The organism is Pseudomonas sp. AC252 (genome assembly GCF_979258105.1).
The window spans coordinates 2,628,954-2,645,406 of record NZ_OZ409837.1; the positions used below are offsets into that span (position 1 = coordinate 2,628,954).

Annotated in this window: 15 protein-coding genes; 8 read left to right on the forward strand and 7 right to left on the reverse strand. The window is 61.7% G+C overall.

Annotated features, from left to right (window positions below; all coding sequences use genetic code 11):
* Positions 1-37: 37 nt before the first annotated feature.
* From accC to gcbA, 5 genes are all read right to left on the reverse strand, one after another.
* Positions 38-1,393: an acetyl-CoA carboxylase biotin carboxylase subunit gene (gene accC / locus ACZZZ4_RS12005; RefSeq protein WP_024011424.1), complete on the reverse strand. Its 1,356-nt coding sequence runs from the start codon at positions 1,391-1,393 to the stop codon at positions 38-40.
* 17 nt (positions 1,394-1,410) lie between these two features.
* On the reverse strand, positions 1,411-1,869 hold the full coding sequence (gene accB, locus ACZZZ4_RS12010; protein ID WP_016771862.1) for an acetyl-CoA carboxylase biotin carboxyl carrier protein: 459 nt from the start codon (positions 1,867-1,869) through the stop codon (positions 1,411-1,413).
* A gap of 24 nt (positions 1,870-1,893) precedes the next feature.
* On the reverse strand, positions 1,894-2,349 hold the full coding sequence (gene aroQ / locus ACZZZ4_RS12015) for a type II 3-dehydroquinate dehydratase (RefSeq protein WP_016771861.1): 456 nt from the start codon (positions 2,347-2,349) through the stop codon (positions 1,894-1,896).
* 241 nt (positions 2,350-2,590) lie between these two features.
* Entirely contained in the window at positions 2,591-4,423 is a 1,833-nt protein-coding gene (locus ACZZZ4_RS12020; protein ID WP_463549272.1) for a methyl-accepting chemotaxis protein, read from the reverse strand.
* Between the two features lie 164 nt (positions 4,424-4,587).
* Entirely contained in the window at positions 4,588-6,258 is a 1,671-nt protein-coding gene (gene gcbA / locus ACZZZ4_RS12025; protein ID WP_016771860.1) for a diguanylate cyclase GcbA, read from the reverse strand.
* A 414-nt stretch (positions 6,259-6,672) separates the two neighbouring features.
* Here gcbA and ACZZZ4_RS12030 point away from each other — a divergent pair, with 414 nt between their 5' ends.
* The 6 genes from ACZZZ4_RS12030 to ACZZZ4_RS12055 all read left to right on the forward strand — a co-directional run bounded on the left by ACZZZ4_RS12030 (position 6,673) and on the right by ACZZZ4_RS12055 (position 13,354).
* The gene (locus ACZZZ4_RS12030) at positions 6,673-7,740 is read left to right on the forward strand and encodes a DUF2333 family protein (protein WP_041480664.1); all 1,068 of its coding nucleotides are present in this window, start codon (positions 6,673-6,675) and stop codon (positions 7,738-7,740) included.
* 3 nt (positions 7,741-7,743) lie between these two features.
* The gene (locus ACZZZ4_RS12035) at positions 7,744-8,301 is read left to right on the forward strand and encodes an NUDIX hydrolase (protein ID WP_310403768.1); all 558 of its coding nucleotides are present in this window, start codon (positions 7,744-7,746) and stop codon (positions 8,299-8,301) included.
* Positions 8,302-8,486: 185 nt separating this feature from the next.
* Positions 8,487-8,858: a translation initiation factor Sui1 gene (locus ACZZZ4_RS12040; protein ID WP_007914613.1), complete on the forward strand. Its 372-nt coding sequence runs from the start codon at positions 8,487-8,489 to the stop codon at positions 8,856-8,858.
* Between the two features lie 220 nt (positions 8,859-9,078).
* Entirely contained in the window at positions 9,079-10,992 is a 1,914-nt protein-coding gene (gene speA / locus ACZZZ4_RS12045) for an arginine decarboxylase (RefSeq protein ID WP_016771856.1), read from the forward strand.
* 233 nt (positions 10,993-11,225) lie between these two features.
* Positions 11,226-12,566, forward strand: a complete 1,341-nt coding sequence (locus ACZZZ4_RS12050; RefSeq protein WP_463547889.1) for a type VI secretion system Vgr family protein — start codon at positions 11,226-11,228, stop codon at positions 12,564-12,566.
* On the forward strand, positions 12,563-13,354 hold the full coding sequence (locus ACZZZ4_RS12055; protein ID WP_463547890.1) for a DUF4123 domain-containing protein: 792 nt from the start codon (positions 12,563-12,565) through the stop codon (positions 13,352-13,354). Before ACZZZ4_RS12050 ends, ACZZZ4_RS12055 begins: the two co-directional genes overlap by 4 nt.
* 9 nt (positions 13,355-13,363) lie before the next feature.
* Here ACZZZ4_RS12055 and ACZZZ4_RS12060 read toward each other — a convergent pair whose 3' ends face one another.
* Both ACZZZ4_RS12060 and ACZZZ4_RS12065 read right to left on the reverse strand, forming a co-directional pair.
* On the reverse strand, positions 13,364-14,713 hold the full coding sequence (locus ACZZZ4_RS12060) for an MATE family efflux transporter (protein ID WP_463547891.1): 1,350 nt from the start codon (positions 14,711-14,713) through the stop codon (positions 13,364-13,366).
* Positions 14,714-14,861: 148 nt separating this feature from the next.
* Positions 14,862-15,155 (reverse strand): hypothetical protein, encoded by a 294-nt coding sequence (locus ACZZZ4_RS12065; RefSeq protein WP_039757018.1) that lies wholly within the window; start codon positions 15,153-15,155, stop codon positions 14,862-14,864.
* 244 nt (positions 15,156-15,399) lie between these two features.
* On the opposite strand from ACZZZ4_RS12065, the gene ACZZZ4_RS12070 reads away from it, so the two are divergent.
* On the forward strand, positions 15,400-15,702 hold the full coding sequence (locus tag ACZZZ4_RS12070; protein WP_039757019.1) for a MazG-like family protein: 303 nt from the start codon (positions 15,400-15,402) through the stop codon (positions 15,700-15,702).
* Entirely contained in the window at positions 15,702-16,451 is a 750-nt protein-coding gene (locus tag ACZZZ4_RS12075) for a methyltransferase (RefSeq protein ID WP_129998128.1), read from the forward strand. Before ACZZZ4_RS12070 ends, ACZZZ4_RS12075 begins: the two co-directional genes overlap by 1 nt.
* Positions 16,452-16,453 lie beyond the last annotated feature (2 nt).

Consider the following 16,453-nt stretch of genomic DNA (forward strand, 5'->3'; position numbering starts at 1 on the left):
GATCCGCAGGGATCGGGTTTTTTACACCGCTTCAGCCTTACGACTGTTTGGCCAGCTTGTGCTCGAGGTAGTGAATGTTCACACCGCCCTTGCAGAAGCCTTCGTCACGAACCAGGTCACGGTGCAGCGGGATGTTGGTCTTGATCCCGTCGACCACGATTTCGTCCAGGGCGTTGCGCATGCGGGCCATGGCTTCGTCGCGGGTTGCGCCGTAAGTGATCAGCTTGCCGATCAGCGAGTCGTAGTTCGGTGGCACGGCATAACCGCTGTACAGGTGCGAATCGACGCGAACGCCGTTGCCGCCTGGAGCGTGGAAATGCTTGACCGTGCCCGGGCTCGGCATGAAGGTCTTCGGATCTTCAGCGTTGATCCGGCACTCCAGCGAGTGACCGCGAATGACCACGTCATCCTGAGTGAACGACAGCTTGTTGCCAGCGGCGATGCTGAGCATCTCCTTGACGATGTCGATACCGGTGACCATCTCCGAAACCGGGTGCTCCACCTGAACACGGGTGTTCATTTCGATGAAGTAGAAACGACCGTTCTCGTAGAGAAACTCGAAAGTACCGGCGCCACGGTAGCCGATGTCGATGCACGCCTTGACGCAGCGAGCCAATACTTCCTGGCGCGCTTTCTCGTCGATGCCCGGAGCCGGCGCTTCTTCGAGAACCTTCTGGTGACGACGCTGCAGCGAGCAGTCGCGGTCGCCCAGGTGGATGGCGTGGCCCTGGCCGTCGGACAGTACCTGCACTTCGACGTGGCGCGGGTTGGTGAGGAATTTTTCCAGATAGACCATCGGGTTGCCGAACGCCGCGCCTGCTTCGGAGCGGGTCAGTTTCGCCGAGGCGATCAGGTCTTCTTCCTTGTGCACCACACGCATGCCGCGACCACCACCGCCACCGGCGGCCTTGATGATCACCGGGTAGCCGACTTCACGACCGATGCGCAGCGCCGTTTCTTCGTCTTCCGGCAGCGGGCCGTCAGAACCTGGAACAGTCGGTACGCCTGCTTCGATCATCGCGTGCTTGGCCGATACCTTGTCGCCCATCAGGCGAATGGTGTCGGCTTTCGGGCCGATGAAGGCGAAGCCGGAGTTCTCCACCTGCTCGGCAAAATCGGCGTTTTCCGCGAGGAAACCGTAGCCTGGGTGAATGGCGGTGGCGCCGGTCACTTCAGCGGCAGCGATGATGGCCGGGATGTGCAGGTAAGACTGAGCGGCGGACGCCGGGCCGATGCAGACGGATTCGTCTGCCAGACCCAGGTGCATCAGCTCTTTGTCGGCCTTGGAGTAAACGGCGACGGTCTTGATGCCCATCTCTTTGCAGGCACGCAGAATCCGCAGGGCGATCTCACCGCGGTTAGCGATCAGAACTTTTTCCAACTTCGCAGTCATCAAAGGCTCTCCGCGGTTCAAACGATGGTGAACAGCGGTTGGTCGTACTCAACCGGCTGGCCGTCTTCGACGAGGATGGATTCGATCACACCGCTGGTTTCAGCTTCGATGTGGTTCATCATCTTCATGGCTTCGACGATGCACAGGGTGTCGCCTTTCTTCACGGTCTGGCCGACTTCAACGAAGGCTGGCGAGGTTGGCGAAGACTTACGGTAGAAGGTGCCGACCATCGGCGAACGGGCCACAGTGCCGTTCAGCGCGGGTGCAGCAGCGGCAGCCGGAGCAGCGGCAGCGACTGGCGCGGCAGCAGGGGCAGCGGCCGGAGCCTGCATCGGGGCTGGCGCGTAGTACTGCTGCGCCGGGGTCTTGCTGTGACGGCTGATGCGTACGGACTCTTCGCCTTCCTTGATCTCGAGCTCGTCGATGCCGGACTCTTCCAGCAATTCGATCAGTTTCTTAACTTTACGGATATCCATGAATCATCAACTCCCAAGGGTCGGTCAGGGGCGTATAGCTTGGTGTTCAAGCTGCTCTAGTGCGGCCTCCAGGGCCAGTCGGTAACCGCTGGCGCCAAGGCCGCAGATCACTCCTACCGCTACATCGGAGAAGTAGGAGTGATGGCGGAAAGGTTCGCGCTTGTGCACGTTGGACAAATGCACTTCGATGAATGGGATGCTCACTCCCAGCAGCGCGTCACGTAATGCGACACTTGTGTGCGTAAAAGCCGCCGGATTGATCAGAATGAAGTCCACGCCTTCACCGCGCGCAGCGTGGATGCGATCGATCAATTCGTACTCGGCGTTGCTTTGCAGATGCAGCAGATGATGGCCGGCTTCGCGGGCGCGCCGCTCCAGATCCTGATTGATCTGCGCCAGGGTCGTCGACCCGTAGGTCCCCGGTTCCCGGGTGCCGAGCAGGTTCAGGTTGGGGCCGTGCAGCACCAGTAGGGTTGCCATCTGCGTTGTCCTTGTTATCAATGAGCAGTCGTCAGAACCCGGCGACTATGCCGCAAAGCCTTTGTGACTGTCCAGTTCCATGCAATAGGCGGCACGATGGGCGATGTTTGCGCGAAATTTGTGACCGAGTGAGCTGATCCGGTCATTAGTGGTGGTGCCATGGGCCTCTTCGCGAGCAGGCTCGCTCCCACAGGGAGATGCATTGCAAAGTAGGAGCGAGCCTGCTCGCGATAGCAGTTTGTCAGACGCGGAAGGCTTGTACGGCCGTGTGCAGTCGGCCGCCTAGAACTAACAGATTCTCGCCCTGTTCACGCCCCTGTCCGATGCGCAGCAGGTTATCCCCACCCAGTTGATGGATGCGTTCGCTGTGGTCGCGGATCTCGCTGACTGCGCCACTTTGCTGCGCGGTGACATCGGCGATGCGCACGGCGGTATCGGCGATGGTCTGGATCGCGCCGACGATTTTGTCCAATGCGCCGTCGGCCGCCTGCGCCTGATTGGCCGTGGCTTCGGCGTGTTCGACCTGCGCGCGCATGCCTTCGACCGATTGCCGGGCGGCGGTCTGCAGGCCGGCGATCAGCGTCTGGATTTCTGCCGTGGCCCCGGCGGTGCGTTGTGCCAGCGAACGCACTTCTTCCGCGACCACGGCAAAACCACGGCCCATCTCCCCGGCGCGGGCCGCTTCGATTGCGGCGTTCAGGGCGAGCAGATTGGTCTGGTCAGCAATCGAACGAATTACCGTCAGCACGCCGCCAATGGTTGCCGACTCTTCCGCCAGATGTTCGATCATCTGTGCGTTGCCTTGAACTTCACCAACCAGCGCATGCAACCCGGTGAGGCTCTGGCCGATCACCGTCTGGCCATGCTCGACGGCCAGTCCGGCATGACGGCTGGCGTCCGCTGCCTGGCGGGCATCGCCGGCCACTTGCTGAATGGTCGCCTCGAGTTCACCCAGCGAGTCGCGAATCAGCGCAGTGTCACCTGCCTGATGCTCGGCGCCGCTGTGCAAGTCATTGCTCAGTTCGGCGAGGGTGCGGCTGCTGCCTGCGACTTGCTCGGCGTTGCCGCGAATGGTGCCGACCAGATCCACCAGATAGGCGCGCAAGCGATTGAGCGAGGCTTCGATGTCGTGCAATTCGCGATTGGTCTTGCCCAGTTGAATATCCTGGCTGAAATCGCCCTCGGCCCAGGTCGACAGCGCCGGGGCGAGGTTGGTCAGGGTGCGGGCGAGGCGCCGCTGCAAGGTGTCGATGAGCAGGGCGATCAGTAGAATCAGGCCGATCATCACGCCTTGCATCAGGCGCACTTCGCCCTGGATCTGCCCGTGTTGCGCGCGTACCACCGGTTCGAGACCGGCGATAACGTGCTGCACGCTGGCGATTTTGTCGTGGGTGGCGGCGCTGAGGTCGGCGCGTTTCTGGATCTGCTCGCGGGTGCGCGCCAGTTCCGCCGGGTAGCGGCCGAGCAAGCTGTTCAGTTCGCGCTTGAGGGCGATACCGGCATCTTCGGCGGCGGCTTTGTCGGTGTTTTCGATGCCCATCAACGCGGCGAAATCGTCACTGCTCGATTCGTTGCTGGCGACCACACCGAGCAAGGGCAGGGCATCGATGGACTCGGCCTGGGCGCGCATGTTGCCCACTTCGCGCTCGACATCGGCAGCCAGTTCACTGCGCCCGCTGCTGACCAGTTTGTCTCGCGCCAGCGATAGTTTGCCCAAGTGCTGCGACGCGGCGAGCAGTGGCGCGAGGTAGGCCGCATTGCCATTGGCATAGGTATTGAGCTGGTCGAGGCTGGCGCTGAGTTCACGTTCGGCCTGCAACAGCAGCGCCTGCGGATCGCCGGCCAGTTTGCCGGCGGCGAGCAGGTCGGTTTTGCTGAACTCATCGAGGCTCGTCAGACTTGGCCGCACGGTGTCGGCCAGCGGCGGAGGCAATTCATCCAGTTGTTTCTGCACGCTGTCGATGGCCTGAGCGGCGCTGCTCAGGCGCAGCGCGTCACCGCTGGCGAGGTAATCCTCGACGTTGCGCGCCACTTCATTCTGAAATTGTTGCGACAGCCCGAGGTAACGCTCCATCAACAGATAGGGGCGTTCGAGGGCTTTTGCGACCACCACAGCGTGGCGCCAAGGGCCACGCAGACGGCGACCAGCAGCAGAGTGTTGAGATTGGTGAGCAACTTCAGGCGCATGACGGCTACCAACGGCAGAAATGGTAAGCGCCTGAATTTATTGCGGTTCTATTACAGGGTTATGACCGAATCAGTGGATTCCGATGAAAAAGTGGCACTTTGCTTTGACTGCCGCGCGGTCTGCACTCGATTGCGTCCGGCACCTTTGGCGCGGTACAGCGCCTCGTCGGCCTGGCTGGCCATCATCAGGCTGTCGGAGTCATCGCACATCTCCACCACGCCGGCACTGAACGTGCACCACAGATCCTGCGGCTGCGCCGGGTAGTGAATCTCGGCAAAGCGCTGGCGAATTTCGTCGAGCACTTTGTGCGCTGCGTCGATATCGGTGTCGGGCATGACAATGGCGAACTCTTCGCCGCCGTAACGGCCGATGAAGTCGGTCTTGCGCAAACGCTGCTTGAGAAACAGCGCCAGGCTCTTGATCACACGGTCGCCCATCGGGTGGCCGTGACTGTCGTTGACCCGTTTGAAGTGATCGATGTCGAGCATGGCAAAGCTCAGCGGCTTGTTCTCGCGGCGCGCACGGAACGAGCAGTCTTCGAGCAATTGAAGGATGTGCGTGTGGTTGTACAGGCCCGTGAGGCTGTCGCGAACCATCCGCGCTTTCAGATTGCGCGCACGTGCGGCGCGGTTGCGCACGGTGGTGATCAGGTGCCGCGGTTTGATCGGCTTTGTCAGGAAGTCATCGCCGCCTTCGCTCATGGCGTCGAGCTGCTTGTCCAGATCATCCTCGGCCGACAGGTAAATGATCGGCACGCTGACGTAGCGGTCGTTGTGACGGATGACCTTGGCCAGCTCGGTGCCGGTGCAGGCCGGCATGTACATGTCGAGGATGATCAGGTCCGGCTGGAAATCCGCCAGTTCGGCCATTGCCTGAATCGGTTCGATCAAGGTGCGGGTTACAATCCCGGCGCTGTTGAGCAGGCGCTCGGTGTGCAGGGCCTGGGCGCGCGAGTCGTCGATGATCAGCACTTTATAGGGCTCGTACTGGGCGACGCAGGTCAGCACTTCGATTTTTTCCAGCAGGCTCGACGCTTCGAGGGTGCCGGTGAGGAATTCCTGGCCACCGGCGCGCACGGCGGCGAGGCGGGTCGGGGTGTCGGTTTCGTGCAGGCTGAAGAACAGCAGCGGCAGGGGTTCTTCGAGGCCGACCTGAGCTTCGGCGGCGAGTTTCAGGCCGATGCCGGGGCCACTGAAATCCACGTCCATGACGATAGCCGCGGGCAAACGCTCGACCATCGACGAGCGAAACGCCGCCACACTGTCCAGCGCCTGCGCGCTCAAACCGAAAAATTCCAGCTGCTTGGCCAGCCGCTCGGCGCGGTCGTGATCCTGCAACATTACGTAGATCGGCTTGCGCAGCGGCGGCAGGAACGTCTGGTCGAGCTGATCGCCATGGCGCAGGCCAGTGCGCGACAGGCGCTGCATCAAACGATTGAGATCAGTGATCAGGCCGCTGCTGAGGCGCCCACGGTTGGCATCCACCGCTTGCAGCGACTGGCTGATGTGATGCGCCAGCTGGGTGTGTTCCGGCTGTTCGAACCGCTCGGCAAAACGCAGCAGACGCAGATTCGCCTCGCTCAGTTCGGCGAGATCGACGGTGGACCACTCACTGCGTTGCAGGCGCTGCCATATCTCAAGAATCTGACGTGCCTGATGAATTACCCGCTGGGCAAAGTGGTGCTTGAGACGCTCACGGCTGGGGTCTTCTGGCTCGGTCATATCCTGACTACTAGTTAGGGTGCATGCTGAGATCGACTGGTGGCTCTATGCTAGCACCTCTTTTCCCTTAGACGAGTGTCGTACGTCAATAATCTGCTGGACGACACGATTCAGTTTCTGACCGGGCGGTTTTCTCATGCACTTGCAGGTCAGTTCGATGCCCGAAATCCGGGCGCCCGACTTGAAGGTGGGGGCAGAGGCGTCGGGAATTCTCCATCGCTGCTCGGGCCGAATCCAGATCAGAGTGCACTGCGTTGCTGGCGTTGCCGTATCAGGGAATCCCTTAGTGTGTGGCGAAGCGTCATCCGGCCGCACCATTTGCGGCTTATCGTTAGCGACGGGTGCCCGGCCTTGGCACGTTGTTGTATGGTTGTGGTCGAACCGTTGAACCCAAGTGATTGAAAGGATATCGCCATGCTGGACTGGAAAAACCGCGCGGGCAGCGCGCCTGAACGAGCCGCCGAGCCCAAGTCGGCCACCCGCAGCTATGTCGGCGGGCTGCTGTTCAGCCGGGCGCTGGCCACAGTGATCGGTCTGTACTTGCTGGTCACCATCGCGCTGGGCTGGTACTGGAGCCAGGAACCGGAGCTGTTTCCGGTGGCGCAGAACGCCCAGGTCGCTGCCGAGAAAGAGGGCAAGCAAATGGTGGTCGGCTACACCACGGTCGAAACCCTGAAGACTGTTGCCGGCACCTTGCTCAACAAGCCGGGCGGTTACATTTCCAACGATCGTTTCCCGCCGGGCCTGTGGATGGACAACACGCCGAGCTGGGAATATGGCGTGCTGGTGCAGGTGCGTGACCTGACCCGCGCCCTGCGCAAGGATTTTGCCCGTTCGCAATCACAGTCCGCCGAAGACGCCGATCTGGCCAAGGCCGAACCGCGTTTCAACTTCGACAACAAAAGCTGGGTGCTGCCGTCCAGCGAGTCGGAATACCAGGAAGGCATCAACTCCCTGAGCCGTTATCAGTCGCGCTTGTCGGATCCGAATCAGAAAAACGCGCTGTTCTACGCCCGCGCCGACAACCTCAACAACTGGCTGGGCGATGTCGGCACCCGTCTCGGTTCGTTGTCGCAACGCCTGTCGGCCAGTGTCGGTCGGGTCAAGCTCAATACCGCGCTGAAGACCGAAGTTCCGGCAGTTGGCGAAGTGCCGCAGGTTGACGAAGAAGTCGTGGAAACCCCGTGGATGCAAATCGACAACGTGTTCTACGAAGCACGCGGTCAGGCCTGGGCGCTGTCGCATCTGCTGCGCGCCATCGAAGTCGATTTCGCCGATGTGCTGGCGAAGAAGAACGCCACCGTCAGCGTGCGCCAGATCATTCGTGAACTGGAGGCTTCGCAAGAGCCGGTGTGGAGCCCGATGATCCTCAATGGCAGCGGTTTTGGCGTCTTGGCCAACCACTCGCTGGTCATGGCCAATTACATTTCCCGGGCCAATGCGGCGGTGATCGATTTGCGTCAACTGCTCAATCAGGGCTGATTCGTGAGTCAAACAACCAGAGAGGCGGCCCATCGCGCCGCCTCGGACGCCGAACAGATCGCTTGGGTCGACGAGCAGGACAACCTGCTCGGCGCGCTGGTGCGCTCCGATTTGCGCGAGCGCGGTCTGATTGGCCGGGGCACCTACATCATGCTGTTCAATTCCGCCGGTGAGCTGTGCGTGCACCGGCGCACGTTGAGCAAGGCGATTTACCCCGGGTACTGGGATGTTGCCGCAGGCGGCATGGTCCAGGCTGACGAAAGCTACGCCGAGTCGGCGGCGCGCGAGCTGGAGGAAGAGCTGGGCGTCAGCGGCGTCGAACTCACCGCTCACGATCACTTCTACTTCGAAGACACTGGCAACCGTCTATGGTGTTCGGCGTTTTCCGCCGTGTGGGACGGGCCGCTGAAACTGCAGCCGGAAGAGGTCCTTGAAGCGCGCTTCATTCCCGTCGAGCAGGTCATGCGCGAAATCAGCGAAAAGCCGTATTGCCCGGACTCTCTGGCCGCGCTGAAGCGCTATCTCAAGGCGCAGCAAAGCAACGTCGCAAAGAACACATGAATTGGCGCCGATTGGCACTTAGCAATCGCGATTTTTGCCGTTACACTGCGCGACCTTTTCAAACTGCACCGAACGCTTCCCATAAGCGCCGATGCAGTAGCGCTGCCCCTGCCTGAGTGGGGCTTCGCGGTCGCTGACCTTGCCCAAGGTTGCGATCAGTCTTTGTCCTCCCGAGAGGATTGCCGGTGGCCAAGAAAGCCGCATCCTTCGCCGCCCTGGGCGGCCTGGTATTTTCCACCGACGCAGGTCGTCATTGCCCGGAATGCAGCAAACCGGTGGACGCCTGTATCTGCAAACAAACCGTGATCCCGGCCGGTGACGGCATTGCCCGCGTGCGTCGCGAAAGCAAAGGGCGTGGCGGCAAGACGGTGACCACCATCACCGGCGTGCCCCTGGCCGAAGACGCGCTCAAGGAGCTGGCGACGACGTTGAAAAAACGTTGTGGCACTGGCGGGGCGCTGAAGGACGGCATCATCGAAATCCAGGGCGATCACGTCGAGCTACTCTTGGCAGAGCTGATCAAGCACGGTTTCAAAGCGAAGAAGTCCGGCGGCTAGCAGTCTCTGTGAAACCCTCCGGCGGCTTGATCCGGCTTCGAGTGTTCTCGGATCCGGCGTCGTTGCCATGGTTTTCACAGAGCCTGTTCATGACCGGTTTCTAAACTCCACGCAGTCAGTGCGGTCTACCGCCGCACTGACGAACCGTCATTTTCATTCTTTAGACTGCGCCGGCCTGAACGTCAGGCGACGCACTCTGACTTCTTTATAGGGGACTTCGATGTCCGTACGACGCACACGTAAAGACGATGGCAGCCAATGGACAGTTGCGGACAGCCGCAGCGTTTACGGGATTCGCCATTGGGGGGCCGGGTATTTCGCGATCAATGAAGCCGGTCGCGTCGAAGTACGTCCGAACGGCCCGAGCAGCTCGCCCATCGACCTGTTCGAACAAGTCGACCAACTGCGCAAGAGCGGTTTGTCCTTGCCGTTGCTGGTGCGTTTCCCTGACATCCTGCAAGACCGTGTCCGTCAGTTGACCGGTGCTTTCGATTCGAACATCGAGCGCCTGGAATACCAGAGCAAATACACCGCGTTGTACCCGATCAAGGTTAACCAGCAGGAAGCGGTGATCGAGAACATCATCGCCACCCAGAACGTCTCCATCGGTCTGGAAGCCGGCTCCAAGCCTGAGCTGCTGGCGGTGCTGGCGCTGGCGCCGAAGGGCGGCACCATCGTCTGCAACGGTTACAAGGACCGCGAGTTCATCCGCCTCGCGCTGATGGGCCAGAAGCTCGGCCACAACGTGTTCATCGTCATCGAGAAAGAATCCGAAGTCGGCCTGGTGATCGAAGAAGCCGCCTCGCTGAAGGTCAAGCCGCAGGTGGGTCTGCGCGTGCGGCTGTCGTCGCTGGCCTCCTCGAAGTGGGCGGACACCGGTGGTGAGAAATCCAAATTCGGTCTGTCGGCGGCGCAACTGCTGTCGGTGGTCGAGCGCTTCCGTGGCGCCGGCCTCGATCAAGGCATCCGCCTGCTGCACTTCCACATGGGTTCGCAGATCGCCAACCTCGCTGACTACCAGCACGGCTTCAAGGAAGCGATCCGTTACTACGGCGAACTGCGCAACCTCGGTCTGCCGGTGGATCACATCGACGTCGGCGGCGGCCTCGGTGTCGACTACGACGGCACCCACTCGCGCAACGCCAGTTCGATCAACTACGACATGGACGATTACGCCGGTGTCGTGGTCGGCATGCTCAAGGAATTCTGCGACGCGCAGAGCCTGCCGCATCCGCACATCTTCTCGGAAAGCGGCCGTTCGCTGACTGCGCACCACGCGATGCTGGTGGTGCAGGTCACCGACGTCGAGAAACACAACGACGAGATCCCGCTGATCGAGAACAAGGAAAGCCTGCCGGAAACCGTGCAGTGGCTGGTCGATCTGCTTGGCCCGACCGACATCGAAATGGTCACCGAAACCTACTGGCGCGCCACGCACTACATGAGCGACGTCGCCGCGCAGTACGCCGATGGCAAGCTGACCCTGGCGGAAAAAGCCCTGGCCGAGCAGTGCTACTTCGCCGTGTGCCGTCGCCTGCACAACTCGCTGAAGGCGCGTCAGCGTTCGCACCGCCAGGTGCTCGACGAACTCAACGACAAGCTGGCCGACAAGTACATCTGCAACTTCTCGGTGTTCCAGAGCCTGCCGGACACCTGGGCGATCGATCAGGTGTTGCCGATCATCCCGCTGCACCGTCTCGATGAAGAGCCTCTGCGCCGTGCGGTGCTGCAGGATCTGACCTGCGACTCCGACGGCAAGATCAACCAGTACGTCGACGAGCAGAGCATCGAAACCAGCCTGCCGGTGCACGCGTTGAATGAAGGCGAAGATTACCTGCTGGGCGTGTTCCTGGTCGGCGCCTATCAGGAAATCCTCGGTGACATGCACAACCTGTTCGGTGACACCGACTCGGTGAACATCTACCAGAACGCCGATGGCAGCGTGTACCACGCCGGTATCGAAACCCACGACACCATCGAAGACATGCTGCGTTACGTGCACTTGTCGCCGGAAGAACTGATGACCCACTACCGCGACAAGTGCGCCAGTGCCCGGATCAGTGCCAGCGAGCGCACGCAGTTCCTTGATGCCTTGCGTCTGGGCCTGACCCGCTCCTCCTATCTGTCTTCCTGAGACCCGGTAGCGTTCCCCCCGGGTTGTCTGATTTTTTTCCGCAAGCTGTGGAAAATTCGGACGACCCGGTGGGACATCTCCTGATTTTTTCACGAAAACCTGTGCGATCACGGTCAGCAAACTCATCTGGTCTGCTTTTCGCGTAGGTCATTTCCTAAGTTGTACTTCGCCTCTCTACTCGGCCATGCCTCTCGGCGAGAATCCCCGGCCGCCCCTCCTGTAGAGATCCGCCCATGTTCGATCCAGTCAACGAGTCGTCGTTTCGTCTCGATGTAGCGGGCCTGTCCGACCCCTTCGAAGTTCTCGCCTTTACCGGAAGGGAAGCGCTCAGCGAACCCTTTGTCTTCGAGATCGATGTGGTGATCGACGATCCGCATCTGGATCTTGCCGGCCTGCTGCATCGTTCTGCGTTCCTGTGCTTCGGCCCGCCCGGCCAGGGTGTGCACGGGCAACTGCACAGCCTTGTCCAGCATGAGCACAGCCATGGCCTGCGCTTGAGTCGCGTGCGTCTGGGGCCCGGGCTCGACTGCCTCGACCTGCGTTTGAGCCAGCGCATATTCAGCGGCCGCTCCGTGCCGCAGATCATCGACCAAGTCCTGCGTGAGCACGGCATCGTCGGGCTGCAACGACGTTTCGACCTGCACAGCGACTACCCGGCCCGCACCTTCTGCACGCAATACCGGGAATCCGATCTGCAACTGCTCCAGCGCCTGTGCGCAGAGGCGCGTATTCACTATTACTTCGAGCATCACCGCGACAGGCATTGTCTGGTATTGGGCGATGATCCGACGCGGATGCCGCAGGCAGACGTCGCGCGCTATCAGGGCGAGCATGACCACCTTTGCGTCACTCCAGCCGTACGCCAGTGGCAACTGCAAGAAGATTCACAGGCCGGCCAGCGCGGACCGAATGCCGAAGGCCACAGCGATTTGTCCGCCCTGCGCAGCGGTCAGTGGTTGCCGTTGGACGGCCATCCCTTCATCGAATGCAACCGCCCATGGTTGCTGACCCGCATCGAGCACCGTGCCGATCAGTCTCTCGAACCGCCCTACGGTAATCGCCTGTTCGCGGCCGCGCGGGTGCCCGTCTTTGCGCCCGCCGCGACGCCAGCCAAGCAACGCATGCACAGCCTGCAGCGTGCCTGGGTGGTTTCGGTCGATGAAGCGCAACCCGATCGCTCGCGGCCGGTCGCGGTGCAATTTGACTGGCTGTATCAGGGCGAAGGCGCAGCGCCGAGCCATTGCTGGCTACCGCTCGCACCAACCCTGAGCGAGTTGCCATCAGCGGCGCTGGCCGATGGCGTGGAAGTCGTGGTGAGTTTCCTCGAAGGCGACCCCGATCAGCCGATGGTCAGCGGCGTTCTCCAGCCTCCGGCGCTGGTGGAGGATACGGTTGAGGACGATGTCCCGTTGCCGGAGTTGCTGGTGAGCGATGGGTTACAGCAGCTGTTGCAGTCCGGCGAGCCGTTGCTGCTGCTGTGCCTGATGCCGGGAGGTGGGAGCTTCAACCACTGTGCCGAGTCCGTGTGCAGTTGCCGGCTGTTGACCGCGCTTGATCAGAGCAGCGCAAGATGAGCGGCGCGGCGCTTGAGCCTATGGCGCAATGGCTGTTACTCGATACCCCTGACGCGTCACGCGCCCTGCTGACGTTGCGGCAGGGCTTTGCCGATGTGCAGCGGCACCGGTTGTTCGACGGTACCGAATTTCAACCGGTCAGCGAGCACGGCCCGGTTCTTGTCGACTTGCGTGAGAATCCGGCATTGACCGCCTTGTGCCTGCGCGATCCGGACACTTGGCGCGGGCTGTTGCTGAGCTGCGAAATACCAGCGCAGCAGCTGATCAGCCACTTGCAACGCATGCTCACCGTCTCATTCGGCTTGAATCACCGGGCCTTGCTCAGCTATTACAACCGGCAGACCGCCAGCTATTTCTTCGATGCCTGCGATGCCGCGCAACTGAGTCGCTGGCTCGGGCCAATCCGCCAGTTGCGCTGGTTTGGGGGTACCTGGGCTGACCGCGCCATCGGCAGTCAGGGCTGGCAACAGCTGCGCAATCCCGGCCTGCTCGTCGAACCGCTGGGCATCGAAGAAAGCCTGACCCGGCGCCAGCGTCAGCGCCTGCAAACCTGTCTGCTGGAACAACACATCTGGCGCTGGTGCCAATCCCTGTGCGCCGATTACCAGACGATCGCTGTGCATGTGCAACAGGGTCTGGCGCTGGGTTTCAGTGATCGCGCGGTGCTCGACGGCTGGCTGTGGCTGCGCCTGCTGCATCCGCGCGCGGTGCTGGTTGCTCCACCGGCGGGTCTGACCCAGCAGGAGCGGCTCGATCATCTGCGTCGGCAGTGGGGTGCGGCGGACTGACTGATGCCGTCAGTGAGCCTTGCCGCTGAACCAGCCATCGCTGCGTTTCAGCCACAGGGCTTGCGCGCCGAGGGTCACGCTGCGCAAGACCATGAACAGCAGGAAAGATATCCACAGGCCGTGATTGCCCAGTGCTTGCAAGAACCAGGCGAATGGCAGGAGCAACAACACCGTCAGCAGCATGCCATTGCGCATTTCCCGCGCGCGGGTGGCGCCGATGAACAGGCCGTCGAGCAGGTAACTCCACACCGCAATCAGCGGCAGCACGGCGAGGTAGGGCAGGTAGACGAAGGCCGTGTCGCGCACGCTCTGGATGTCGGTCTGCATCTCGATGAACAGGTGCCCGGCCAGCAAAAACAGCACGGCGAATCCGAGGCTGGCAATCAACGACCAGCCGCCGGCCACCATCAGTGACCGGCGCAGGGCCAGGCGATCTCTTGCGCCGATGGCATGGCCGCACAAGGCTTCAACGGCGTGCGCCAGTCCGTCGAGTGCATGGGCCGTCAGCAGCAGGCCGTTGAGCAGCAGCGCGTTGGCCGCTACGGTCGCGTCGCCGAGCCGCGCGCCTTGCACGGTGATCAGGAAAAACACCGATTGCAGGGCGAGGCTGCGGATGAAAATGTCCCGGTTGACCGCCAGCAGCGGGCGCCAGCTCTGCCAGACTCTCAGTGCCGACCAGATGATCTGCCCCGGATAGGCGCGCAACGCCGTGCGCGTCAGCCACAGGCCGAGCAGGGCGCCGCTCCATTCGGCGATTACCGAAGCGCGCGCCGAGCCGACCACGCCCCAGTCCAGGCCGATGACGAACCATAGATTGAGCACAATGTTGATCAGGTTGGTGCTCAGCAGAATCGCCAGCGGCGCCCGCGCGTTCTGCGTGCCGAGGAACCAGCCGACCAGTGCATAGGTCGCCAGCGCGGCGGGCAGGCCGAACAGGCGCGTGTGGAAAAACGCCCGGGTCAATTGATCCAGCTCTGCCGATGGCTGCATGAAGTGCAGCGCAACGCCGCTGAGCGGCACGCCGAGGCCGCCGAGCACGACGGCCAAGCCCAGTGCCAGCAACAGGCCCTGCAAGAGAATCTGCCGCAACGCCGCACCATCGCTGCGCCCGGCAGCCTGCGCGGCAAAACCGGTGGTGCCCATGCGCAGAAAACCCATCGCCCAGGCGAGAAACGTGTACAGACTGGCGCCGACTGCCACCGCGCCGAGTTGATGGGCATGCGGCAGGTGGCCGATGACAGTGCTGTCGACCAGCGCCACCAGCGGCACGGAGATATTGGAAAGAATCATCGGCGCGGCGAGCGCCCAGACCTTGCGGTGAGTCGGGCGGTCGCGCCAGTCGGTAATCAGAGAGGACATGCAGGCTCCTTGGGGGAGCGGGGATTGTAGCGATTAACGCAATTCACTGTAGGAGTGAGCCTGCTCGCGATAGCGCCCGTTCAGTCACACAAGCTTCGAATGACATACCGCGATCGCGAGCAGGCGAGGGCCTACAGGGGGCGGTGGGTTAATGGATGATCCAGCTCAGCAACCACAACCCCAGCAGCAACCAGATGATCCCGGCAATGATCGACGCGTTCATGAATGCCCGGATCGCCGACCACAGCAGCATCAAACCGACGATCAGCGCGATGATGCTGATGATCGAGGTGTCCATCCCCAGCGTTTGCGCCAGGCCGTCGACAAAGTTGCCGCCGGCATTGCTGAGCATGTTGAACAGGCCACTGAGGCCATCGACGATAAAGCGGATGACCGAACCGAGTGCCTGGCCGAGCCATTCGAAAAAGCTTTCTACACGCATGTGTGCATCCCTGATGAAAGAGCTGAGCCTTGGGCCACACCGAGGGCGGCCGAGTTCCCTGCATGATAGAAGGTTTGCCCGGATCATGTGTGGGAGCGAGCCTGCTCGCGAAGGGGTGTGTCAGGCAAAATCCGGTCTGGATGATCCACCGCCTTCGCGAGCAGGCTCGCTCCCACATTAGTTCACCTGCACCCTTGCCTTCGGTGGGTATCCACCCGAAGCTATGCGTCTTCAGGAGAGCCCGATGAACCTTGTTGAACTGACCGAACGCCTGCACGCCATTCGCGACCGCAATGACTGGCGGCAATTTCACAGCCCGAAAAACCTCGCCATGGCCGCCAGCGTGGAAATGGCCGAGCTGGTGGAAATCTTCCAGTGGCTGACAGAAGACCAGTCGCGCCAGTTGCCGGCGGAAAAACTCGCGCATGCCGGGCAGGAAGTCGGCGATATCGTCCTGTATCTGTTGCTGCTGTGCAGCGAGCTGGGTCTGGACATGAATGAAGTGGTGCGGGCCAAGCTCGCCGACAGCGAACGGCGGTTCAGCTGATGAGCGACCGTCATTTCGATCAGTTGGCCACGCGCTTCGCCGAAAAAATCTACGGCGGCGCCAAAGGTGCGATTCGCCTCGCCGTGTTGCAGGCCGACCTGACCGAGGCCTTGCCGGATCGCCCGCTGCGCGTGCTGGATATCGGCGGTGGCCTTGGGCACATGTCGCTGTGGCTGGCCGAGCGCGGCCATGACGTCACCTTTACCGAACCGGCCGAACCGATGCTGGAAGGCGCACGCGAGCGTTTTGCCGAAGCCGGGCAAACCGCGACATTCATTCAGGCGCCATGGCAGGAACTGCTCGGCCAGCTCGCCGAGCCCTACGATCTGGTGATTTGCCACGCCGTGCTGGAATGGCTCGCCGAGCCCCATGCGATCCTGCCGGTGCTGCATCAACTGACCAAGCCCGGCGGCTGGCTGTCGCTTGCGTTCTACAACCGTGATGCGTTGATTTATCGCAATCTGCTCAAGGGCCATTTCAAGAAAATGCGCAAGAACGTCATGGCCGGCGAGAAGCAGAGCCTGACCCCGCAGCAGCCTCTCGACCCGCGGGAATTGGCAACGCAACTCGCCGGAATGTGGCAGGTCGAAAGTCAGAGCGGCGTACGGGTATTTCACGACTACATGCCGGTGGAATTCCAGGCCCGCGCCGAACTGGCGGACTTGCTGGAAATGGAACTTGCGCACCGTCGTCACCCAGGCTTCGCCGGGCTTGGGCGTTACTTGCACTGGATCTGCCGGCCGATCTGAGC